This window comes from Peribacillus sp., assembly GCF_059453735.1.
In genome coordinates this window covers 1-11,297 of the sequence record NZ_JAZVJO010000091.1, presented here as the reverse complement: position 1 = coordinate 11,297, position 11,297 = coordinate 1, and the positions used below count along the sequence as shown (strand labels likewise).

Genomic DNA, 11,297 nt, shown 5'->3' with positions numbered 1-11,297 from the left:
CAATTTGAGGAAGTTAGCCAGGAAAGAGATAACTTGGCTTTCCAAAGTAAAGTGATTTCTGAAGCGGCTACAAAGCAGGCTGAACGATTAGGGAAAGCCATGTTCGACTTAGACCTAGCTTATGTTCAAATAGATTTGCTTCGTAACGAAGTTACTCAAAAACAAAATTAAGGATGTGAATTAGCATGAGTTATGAATATACGGTATTCATTAGTTTAATAGATGAAAAATTATTAGATGTTGGTTTAAATGGTCTTAACCTGTATGAAAAAAATGAATTAATTATTCAGGTTTCACATGCGAAAAACGTAGATATAGATCTTGTGACGGATGATGTAATTTTCGACTATCACCGTCAGATTAAAATAGATTTATTGAGTGAAGAGTGCCAAAAAACTATTTTAAAAGGTTTTACAGCAAAAAACGGTAACTTGTATCGTACTAATCGAGACGACCAGGTTAATATCATTGCTCAAAAGGATTATCTCCAAGACAATCCGCAAATTGAATCAGTCTTTTGGAAAACAGAAAATTTAGGGTACGCAAAACATGAACGTGCTGAATGGTTTTCGGTATATTATGAAGCATTCATGCACAAACAAATGGCGTTGTTCAAATACGACTTATTAAAACAAATGGTGCTTGAATGTACTACTCACGAAGAAATCAATAAAATTAAGTGGAGCGATTATGACGAGAACGGACAATTTCTACCACCACCTGTAGAGCCTCCATTGGTTCCACCAGTTGAGCCAGAAGAAAACGAAACTCCAGAGGATAATGACGAGCCAATTGAAGAAACCCCTCCAACGGTTGAAAACCCTCCAAGAGATGAGACTCCAATAACGCCGACTGAACCAGCAGATCCTCCTATAGAAGATGATACTGAAATCCCGGTAACGCCACCTGAAGAGATAAATCCTCCGATAGAAGATGGTACTGAAAATCCTGATGAAGATGAAGAACCAACAGGGGAAGACACCGTTATCGAGAATCCGACAGTAGAAGACGAGTTACCAGAAGCTCCCCCGATTGATAATGAGGGATCAGAAATAGAACCAGAACCACCAACTGATACTTTGCCAGAAGAAGACACAGAAGAGGTTGAGCCTGATAACGAACAAATTATTGATGGTGAAGATTCTGAAATTGAGCCAGAACAACCAGATGAAAATGTACCGGAAGAAGGTACGGGTGAGGTTATCCCAGAAACAGATCCAATTATTGATGGAGAAGTTGAAGCGGAAATTACTCCAACAGCCTAAATAGTTGGTTCAAAGATACTTCTTGAACTATCTTCTAAAGCAACTGTATGCCAAATGATAAACCTGATATTTAAAGAAAAACCCATCACCAAGTTGTAAAAAGACCTGGAAAATAAAGGTAAACCAGATATATCATTGACGCATATAGGGTGAATGGTTACGTTTTTGAGGGAGCAAAGGCTCCCTCTTATTTTGTTTTGGAGGATTTTATCCTATGAAAATGATTCGTATTCGAACAAAAAATAACGAAAAAGTATCTCCTTGGATATACATTCAGGAGGACATGCAAAAAAATCCTGTAGAAGTAGCTCCTAAAGCAAAATCAATAAAGATAATGGCTGCTGCCACTCCAAGAAATACGCATAATCAATATGGATTATTTCGTTTTGGAGAAAGCCAGTATGGAGAAATTATTCGGGATATTAAAGGAAATATAGAAATTCTTAAAACTCCCATTCGTATCCGAACGAATGAAGGGGCTTGGATTTACAATCAACATTCGGAAATCAACGGACCCCATCCTGCTGTCCGAATAAGGGCTAAAGGAAATCAGAAAGTTGGAACGTGGGTTTATTTGCAAAACAAGGAGGTGTGATTAATGGAATATTTGCAAGACTATTTATCTGTCCTGCCTGCCTATGATCGTAATGTCGTAGAACAGATGATTCAGGAGAATGAGGAATTATTTGAAACCAAGGTTACATCGAAAGAAGAATTCGAAGCATTGCTACAGCAATTAGCTAATCGAATAGAGATGGTAACAAAGCTTGAAGCGACGGGCGAACAGGTGGATGCTGAACATTTTAATAACATGCATGCTAATGTGAATTTAGATTTAAAGAGACTTTATAATTCCCATCTAATCGTTGAGAAGGTGATGGCCAATTATGAACGTATCCTTAAAGGCACACTTGAAGAAGTTGAACGTGAAATTGATGCCCTGGCTACTCGTGTAGAAGAATTAAGCCTAAAAGCCAAAGGGGAAGATGGGTTGATCATTAACACTTTCCATTTTGAAGAGAAGGATAAGAATAAATATTTAGAAACTAAAACAGACGACAATACAAGCCTGTTCAAGGATCGAGATAAAACAACTGACCTACGAATGGCAGAAATGAACAGGAGCTATCACAAGCACTACCTTTCATTGCCGGTTAAGGAAGTAGAGGACGCATTACATGATAAATCTGGAAACCTAATTGCTTCATTAGAGATTGTTTATGAACCATTAAATACAATCAAAGACAGCAATCATCCAATCACTCATGCTATAGATGAATCCAATCAAACATACTGGGCACAAGCCGTAACAACCGACGGGCCAGCCTATACGGAAATTACTAAGCGATAGAAGGGAGGACTATTCTTGGCACAAATTTTTATCGAGAAACATTACTCATTATCTGTTTCTGAATTTGAAGGATTATGGGAAATGACACTCATGCACCCTTTTAACAGGGAAGAACACTTAACTATTTATGTGGAAGCACCCAATAGCGACTATGACCCTAAGACCATTAAGGATATTCCGATTGCACGAGCAGGAGAAAAATTTTCAGAGATTCTCAGCAAACTGCTTTTAAAAATAGAAAGTTATCCATATCACTGGGATTTAACCGGTAAGAAAATAGTCGATTTTGGTTATGATTTTGAAACAGACTTCAATAGCGATAATATGAGCTACATTGAATTAACCGAGATTGCCTATAAAGAAGTAAATGAATATTATAACTTTTTCTCTCCTTTAGAAGTAGATCTGGTAGAGGAAAACGAAAAAATCAGTGGCAAAGGGGTTATGAGCAAATTAAAAATATCCCTGAATAAGCAAACAGAGGTAAATCATCTAACAATTGATTTCTTCACTCAATATCCGATTGAGCTTATGTCATTTATGTACCAATCAGAACAAGATGGGCCAATATACGAACTTCCGCTTAATTACAAAGAGACCAATGGAACCATTGTCTTTCATTTCCCGGCTGTTTATGCCAGCTACTTTTACCTCGTCATTAAACAGGAATCCTATACCATTCAAAACAATATCCAAAATGATGATGCAGCCACCAAAGCAATCATTTGGGAGACAGCTTCCACAACAAGCAAGGCTGCTTATGAAACAGTGGCTTCAAATTATTTGGAACAGATATTGCCGACTGAATGGGGAACATCATTTCAAGAAGAAATCACCAACAGTTATATGAACACTGATAAATCGATTGTTGAAGCAACCACCGGTTCTTTCAATTCATACAATGCAGAATTTAATAAAGCAAAAGAGAAACTGGATAGCCTTCAAAGGTAGGAAGGAGTAAGTTATGAGCGTAACTGAATTTAGACCTGCAGATAAGCCAACTGTTAATTCGGACGAGCTGCAGGCATCAACAAGTATCAGTACAACAGTCGGACCATTACCTCCTTCAGTGGATGGCTTGGCAACTGACCGCACCAATAATAATCAGTCATATGTATACCAATATGGCATTAAGAATATCGGACTTTCCAATTCCGTATATGAACCTGCAGGGGCTTTCGTAACAAAGCCTATTCAGATAGAGGGTAATATTGTAGAGGTATCTTTATCGAGCGTAGAGGATCACCCGCTCTTTAACGAACTTGATGGTATGGCAACAGACCGCCTTACTTCCATTGAGTATTATGTAACAACTAAAAATAATCCCACTCCGAACGATTGGCTCCCCATTCTTCCAGAAGAACAAAATAAAATAAAAAGCGAAAAATTATTTTTCAATGGACAAAGTGCCGAATTGCGATTCCATGCAGATATCCATAATGAAGAGAATACTAAAATTTATCGTAATAATATTTTGCTGAATAAGAATGATTGGTATTTCACAAATCGTGGAGCTTCTGTGCAAATAGCTGTAGGCTTTGACAGTGAAGCTACTTACACAATGGATTACACCCCTGATCATACATTATTTAATCCAAACATAGTGAAGGTAGGGGCAGAGCAAGGAGACCGTATCACCAGGATTGATACTTTCCCAAATGGAACGGATTATAACAATACGGTTAAATTATCTAAATACCCGTATGTGGATTACAGCTTGATTAACAGCTTTGACCAGTACGACCCTAACTCCGTAGATTATCGCCCAATTGGAGTAAGTCTCCGCAATGCAACAATGGCCTCCGGTAACGGTGCTATACAAAAGGAATTTGTACCGGAAGCGAATGGTCAAGAAACTGATTTTTCAACGATTAATCGAACGGATTATAAAAATCAAAAAGACGTAACATTAAATCCTTATAGCATTATTCCTGACAGTGAATATAAAATTCTGGAATATAAGCAGGAAAAGGATAAGTTGATTTTCACCGAGAGCTTTAACCGCTCCGATTTATATTTTAATGAAGCAACAAATCATGGGAATGGCGAATTATATGTACAATACGAATATCTGGCCACTGATTTTAGAATCAAGATTATCCTTCGTAACAATGGAGGGACACAATTGGTTGCGACCCCTATGGTGAACAGCTTTCAATTAAAATGCAAAGTAATGAAATAAGGAGGTGGATGGTATGGACGCACCAGTAATACAATCAGCCATATTAGATAAACAAAAAGAATACCTGCTGGAGCAAGCTAAGATTCGCATTGGTGATTCCGCAACTGAGGAGCAAATCAGCCAAGTGGCAGATGAGATGTTTTATCGTTATCTGTCCAGTATTGGAAGACCGCTTTTTCAAGCACGACAGATGATGTATGGAGAGCTCCCATATTTAGAAGATTACTATGGGAACAATATGGAAATGGAAAAGGATCTTGAAATTCTATTCTCCGAGTTAAATACAATAGCAACCTACCTGGTTGATTACTTTAACTATTCCCAAAGCGAACGAGACAGAATCCTTACTATGGTTAAGGGTATAAATGGTGTTGTGACAGACTTGCAGATGCTTACAGAAGAAACAACGCCAAATACCATCTATTTTAAAGAGTCATTTTCTGATTATACCAATGTGGACTCCGAGTTAACGGATGAAGAAAACCGAGCGATGATTCATACAGAAGAAGGGGTATTAACCCTTCGCCGTACCGCTGCCACAAACAGAAGTACATCAGGAAAGATTAGAACGATTCAGGGAAATGGAGTACCTGGTACATTCCATATTGCCCGTAAGGTATCCGTAGATACGGAATATGATAACTATGAATTGCTATCCCAACAGCTAACAAATGATGAAACAGTGTCTATCCTGGATGGAAACATTGATACCGTATTTGAATATCAAATGACGAATGTTCCTGATTCTTATAAGAACAGCATTAGTTATTACGACGTTGAATGGGCTAAAGGAGAAGAGAATAACGACTTACTCCGCTTGAAGGTTATCGTGCAATTCCCTAAAGCTGAGACGATTAACTGGATTAACTTAAAGCCTTACCACGCACCAGGCAGTCCAGGGACAGTTAATGTTTACTCCATACGTACATCAGTTGATGGAATCAATTACATTGGGCTTTTTGAAAAGGATGGATTTATTCTTAACCAAGAAGTGAATGGAACACCTCAAAGCTATCGAGCAGAGGATCTGTTTGACGGGAGCGAGGATTTCGCTAAAACAAAATTCACTGGCCAAGGTGTATGGAGTTTCCCTTCAAGAAATGCACGGTACATTGAATTCGTTATCGAGCAGCCGAATTCCTATAAAGAATTATTCGGACAAGAAGCCTTCTATCAGAAGAAAGCGACATCCACTACATGGTTAAGAATCCCTAAACAGCAAGTGCCCGCGAACATTGTTGATAATAAGTATGGTGTTCATAAAATCGGTTCAGATACTGAAATCAAAAAAGCATTGGAACCTGTAAATGGATGGCGATATGCCATTGGGATCCGAGACATAAATATTATGAGCTTTGAATTTGCAGAAACAAGTGAATTTATCAGCAAGCCTTTCCTAGTGGAAGATGGGATTAAATCACTCATGTTATATGCGAATGAAAAGGTTCCTGCAGCTTATAAAGAAACCGTAAAAGATTCAAACAGCTGGATTGAGTATTACGTTTCATTTGATGATGTAGAATGGCACCGCATTTCCCCTACACACCACCAACCGGTTAATGATGAATTCCCCGCTAAAATTATCTCTATCAATGAAAATGAATCCAATATACAGAATGTGTTCTCTCTTCATAAGAAAAACGTGTTAATGAAAAACCAGCCTACGCAGGTACGGTTAAAGATCGTCATGAAACGTCCAGAGAAAACAACGAGCGATAATACTCCGCTCCTAAATACAACACCACTCATCGAGGATTTTGCTTTAAAAATCCTGACTGTACAGAAAGGGGTTTAAAGCATGTCCATTAATATACGCCAAAAGCGCTTTTCTAAGGCGGTAAACGATATTCTGCAGGAGGAATTGAGAAAAGGAAATCTCCCGTCCTCCACAGAATTTGGTTCAAAGCTAAACAAGTTGCTCCGCTCAAAAGATTTAGGAGCTCCTGAGTATGTATTTAAAAGAGTCCGTAATACGGAACTGGCTGAATCTGATTTTTATAATAAAGCCGTCCTTCAAATACAACAGGACTTAATGATTTTATATGAAAATACGATTGCTGTTCATAATGAATTGAACGGAAAATTCAATTGGTTTGAAGTAGAGAAGACTAAATTAGAATATGAAGCTCGTAAGCTGGAAGCCGACTTGAAAGAAAAGATTCACCTATACGGTAAAACCGGATATATGGCCAGCTTGTTTGATGCCTTTGACGATTTAGCCAAGATCGAGACAGAAGACAACGTGACCATAGATATCGTGAATCATCATATATCATTAAAGCAACAAGAAAACACATCATTTCAGATACAGCCTGCTTGCGATATTTCTTTCAATATCCCGACCAACGCCGCTTCTACTTATAAAAGACTTCCTGTATCCGGCAAACTTACCAATGCCTTGAACACGAACACAAATGAATCATTCCAAGAGGTTTGGCTTGCTAAGGAACAAGGTCCTGCAGATGGATATGTAGATATCATTTTTGCTGATAAACAGAAAATGAACCGCATTGATTTTACGATCCATACGTTAAAAGAGGTAGGTGTGTATGCTGAGTTTTCAACAAATGGCAGCAACTATTATCACTTGCCTTATTATCCGGATGGAAAAAGAACAGTTAACCAGGTATCTTTTTATTTCCCAACGACAGAGATGAAATATCTTCGCTTGTGGATTAGAAAGCAAGAGAGTGATAAAGAAGTCGTTCATCCAGAAGGGTATCAATTTCAATATTTGTTTGGAGTAAAAAGCATTCAGTTCTTCCATTTGAGTTTCCCGGAAGAAGGGCAAATCATCACGAAAAAACTATCTCCTGATACAGATGAGCATTTTTCAATTGGTAAGGTATCACTCGTCACAGAAGAAGAGATCCCGGATGGTACGGATATTCAGTATTTCATTCGTGTGGATGAACAAGAGGATGGATGGAGAGAAATTGCTCCGGTTAATCGTGATACAGCTGACGCCCCTAAAATGGTTGATTTTAAGTACGTTGTACATGCCAAGCCTGTTAATGTAGGGATAGCTGAACAAACCAGCAAACAGGAATCTGAGATCATTGAGCTACAGGCAAACGGTATAGCTTTCTATTCATTGGGCTCCATTGAAAAACAAAAGATTATTCCTCGTACCGAACGATTATATGTAGGGAAGGATTCATGGAACCTGCAAAAAGCAGCTGGCAATTTTGGCCCCATTCATATTCCTTCATTAGAAGATTGGAAAAATCCTTCTGGTAATATTGAAAGCACAATCAAGCCAATCCAGGAAGGAAATAGGGGAGTGCTTTTACACAATGAACAGTTTGAGGACCATGCACAATTATACTTTGGTCTAGGCCTGTTCAATGATGGAAGCGAAATCGTTATGTCTTCCATTCCATCCTCAACGGAACCAATCGCTATCTATTTAAATGGAGAAAAGATATTTGAAGGTGTGCCGAGTGCTCAAAGCAATGTCAATTACCGCTTTAAACAGGGGTGGAATGACATAACTGTACTGGCATATGTTCAAAGCATTAACAAGAACTGTACGATTGATATTGGCTTTGATCCAGTTGCTATCAGCACACATTGTTATTCATCCAGTCAGCCCCTTGAAAAGGTATCCGTTTTTGACCTCCGATATAATGTAAAAAATAACGATTGGTCAAAATACGCACTTTATGAGAAGGATGAAAAAGTCTATATAGTCGTGAACCATTCCCTTCCTGGAGTGACCTATGACTTTTATTATGATTTTGTGGATGAGATTGAACATCGAGATATTCAAATGAAAATCGTATTGAAGCAATTTTCTGTCGGTCAATATACGACTCCGGTATTGCGTCGATACACACTACAATTCAGTTAGGGAGAGCTCATATGATTATAGAAAAGAAATATAAGCCGTCCTTTCATCGGTCAAATGCTCGTTATCGAGGCGTTACCGAACATTCTCAATACACGAACTTTATGTTGGAAACCGCTCATGACTTAGTATTATTAAGTAATCTAATGACAGGCAATGAAGCGTTAAGCCAAAAAGGACACGGTAAAGAAATAAAAGATAATTTTGTATCCGTTATGAATGGGGATCAGGAAATAGGGAAGTCGAATTTATTTACGGCTTCCACGCTCCTGAAAATAGACAAGGACAGGGTAGTGGCTGTACCTGCAATGGATTCTTGGAGTGTGTTAAACAGCGCTCAATTAACCAAGACGGGAACCGTTTATAAATTAACATCACAAGGCCTTTTGGATCCATCGGGTGTTTATTTCACTCTCTATACAGAACCAGGCGATAAAATTTATATGAGATTAAAAGTCCGTTCCTCAACGGGTGCTACTGATTTTAGCTTCGGTTCAAATAATGTCCGGATGGGTCCTGAAATGAATGGAGATACGAAAAAAGTAGCCATTCCTAAAAATCAGGACTATATGATAGTAGACCATGTGATTCGTTTCGGTTATGCCGATAGCATTTCGTTGAATATCAATATCCACGAGAATCCAGAAACATTAAAACCTACTGTAATAGAAGTGAAGGATTTGGAAATCTTCTATATAAAAGAAGCTCCAATACAGTTAGCTTCCTATCACACAATCATTAAGCCGGGACTAGATGAAATGGAAGAGAAAATTAATTCAATACGATAAGGAGTGAGCACATGAAACCTATTACATTACAAAACCCAAACCTGAATAAGGGTCCAAGCTCCTCGACGGAGTTTAATAAATTAAGAAATGATGTTCAAACGGATATTACATCTCTATTTAATGTAGCAAATAATCATGAAGAGGAAATCGCTAATAGCATGGACCATATTTTGCGAGAAAATTTCTTCCTTCAAAACCGCCTGCAGAAGTTAGAAGGGAGGATTGTTGAATTAGAAAGAGAATACCAAAACAGTAATTTGGATGGGCAAAGCATTTTTTCCCGCTCTTTCTTCCATGCAAGCAATGTAATGGCCTCTAATCCGAACAACCCCGTATCTGTAGATACCCTTCACGGAATCGTTTCTCCAGTTGTAGTCCGCTCCCATGATAAAATTGCCTATAAAAATGATTTCGGTCAATCTATCCTGCCTAGCAATTTAGATATAACAGTATATGAATCTACGGATGTTGAGCCTATAGATGCAGTTACGCAACAACGCGCATTCCATAAAGTAGATACAGCGAATATTCGTGCTGCCTTTGACGGAGATAAAAATTCTTTTTGGATTAGCAAAGCAGCCTTCAATGAAAATAAATGCGTAACAGAAGTATACGGATTGATTCATGTGAAGATCCCGCAAGAGATTTCCAACAATGTTTATACAAACACATTGATTTTGCATCCGAGCCCTGAATATTCTATGAGTCTTTTAGATATTCAATATAAGAATCAGAACAATGAGTGGAGAAGATTGGAAACATACCCAACTAAAGCAGTGGGTACAAGCCAAGTCCCAGTGGAAGTAGGGGAGATGGGCAAAATGATTTTCTCTTTCCCGAAAAGCCAAATTACCGAAATTAAAATTATGGTGAAGCAGCCATACTGGTTCAAGCATGATAACAAGCGTGTGTTCATGTATGGATTCCAGGATATCATTGCTGAATACAGAGAGTATTCACAGGATCAGGCAGAGTTCGTTACCAAGTTCTCGTTAGAAGGGACAGGGAGACGTTTCACCAGCATTGGCAACCCAAACATCACCGTTCCAATCGGTTGTCCTACCTTCAACGATAATACCGTTAAACACGAATTATACTTTGATGAAGGGCTTACTGAAAAATTCGAGTTCTCAAATGATATATTCCAGACTGTTCAAGCCGTTTATATAAAAACGATTTTGAAAACATTTGGAACAGAAGCCCCTATACTAAGGGAAATCGAACTACCTTACACACAAGAAACATTCGAATTCTAAACAAGAAGACCACTAGTACATAGTGGTCTTTAATTTGCTTAATATACAATTTTTTCTGAATATCTCCCTAGATATAAACGGTCATGAATGTATTCCCAACTTTGATACTTCGACGCTGCTTCTTCAAAGCCTTCATCTATTATTGTCTTGAAGTGTTGAAAGAAAAGGTCAGAAGCCGTACAACCACCTGAATTTTCACCTATATATACAACCAGGGCATTAGGATTGACCTGATAAAGATTTTTTATGATGTTATAAGCAAGATCATCCATATACGGCCAGCCCATTATGAGAATATCATGGTCTTTCCCGTGTTTTAAAACCGCTTCAATTGCATCCATTTCCTCGACTTCCGTAACAGTTTCAGTCCACGTTTTAGCGGGCCATGAAAAATCATCAGAAGCATGTACCTTAATCCCTTGCTCACGAAGAGCTTTAGATAAAAATCCTCTGCCAGCTATGACTTCCATAACTTTACGGTCACCGATCCATTGAGCGAATGGAAGTATCCATTGCTTTGATACAAAGGCATACATGCCAGCATCATTATAGGCGTTCTTTAACATAATCTCTTTTTGACCCGCTAACATATGGGAATTCATCTC

Annotated in this window: 10 protein-coding genes; 9 read left to right on the top strand and 1 reads right to left on the bottom strand. The window is 38.3% G+C overall.

Features of this window, described 5'->3' with window-relative positions; all coding sequences use genetic code 11:
• The first annotated feature begins 185 nt into the window (after nucleotides 1-185).
• From AC52RT_RS03065 to AC52RT_RS03025, 9 genes are all read left to right on the top strand, one after another.
• A complete protein-coding gene (locus AC52RT_RS03065) occupies nucleotides 186-1,265 on the top strand; it encodes a DUF4376 domain-containing protein (protein WP_495539389.1) in 1,080 nt (359 codons plus the stop codon).
• Nucleotides 1,266-1,479: 214 nt separating this feature from the next.
• Entirely contained in the window at nucleotides 1,480-1,860 is a 381-nt protein-coding gene (locus AC52RT_RS03060; protein WP_495539388.1) for a hypothetical protein, read from the top strand.
• A 3-nt stretch (nucleotides 1,861-1,863) separates the two neighbouring features.
• Entirely contained in the window at nucleotides 1,864-2,616 is a 753-nt protein-coding gene (locus AC52RT_RS03055) for a hypothetical protein (protein ID WP_495539387.1), read from the top strand.
• 15 nt (nucleotides 2,617-2,631) lie between these two features.
• Nucleotides 2,632-3,567: a hypothetical protein gene (locus AC52RT_RS03050; RefSeq protein WP_495539386.1), complete on the top strand. Its 936-nt coding sequence runs from the start codon at nucleotides 2,632-2,634 to the stop codon at nucleotides 3,565-3,567.
• A 13-nt stretch (nucleotides 3,568-3,580) separates the two neighbouring features.
• The gene (locus AC52RT_RS03045; protein ID WP_495539385.1) at nucleotides 3,581-4,798 is read left to right on the top strand and encodes a hypothetical protein; all 1,218 of its coding nucleotides are present in this window, start codon (nucleotides 3,581-3,583) and stop codon (nucleotides 4,796-4,798) included.
• A 13-nt stretch (nucleotides 4,799-4,811) separates the two neighbouring features.
• The gene (locus AC52RT_RS03040; RefSeq protein WP_495539384.1) at nucleotides 4,812-6,593 is read left to right on the top strand and encodes a hypothetical protein; all 1,782 of its coding nucleotides are present in this window, start codon (nucleotides 4,812-4,814) and stop codon (nucleotides 6,591-6,593) included.
• Between the two features lie 3 nt (nucleotides 6,594-6,596).
• Nucleotides 6,597-8,651 (top strand): hypothetical protein, encoded by a 2,055-nt coding sequence (locus AC52RT_RS03035; protein WP_495539383.1) that lies wholly within the window; start codon nucleotides 6,597-6,599, stop codon nucleotides 8,649-8,651.
• Nucleotides 8,652-8,662: 11 nt separating this feature from the next.
• On the top strand, nucleotides 8,663-9,436 hold the full coding sequence (locus tag AC52RT_RS03030) for a hypothetical protein (protein ID WP_495539382.1): 774 nt from the start codon (nucleotides 8,663-8,665) through the stop codon (nucleotides 9,434-9,436).
• Between the two features lie 11 nt (nucleotides 9,437-9,447).
• Nucleotides 9,448-10,692 (top strand): hypothetical protein, encoded by a 1,245-nt coding sequence (locus AC52RT_RS03025; RefSeq protein WP_495539381.1) that lies wholly within the window; start codon nucleotides 9,448-9,450, stop codon nucleotides 10,690-10,692.
• Nucleotides 10,693-10,730: 38 nt separating this feature from the next.
• On the opposite strand, the gene AC52RT_RS03020 is transcribed toward AC52RT_RS03025, so the two are convergent.
• The coding region (locus tag AC52RT_RS03020; RefSeq protein WP_495539380.1) for a hypothetical protein at nucleotides 10,731-11,297 on the bottom strand (567 nt) is incomplete at its 5' end.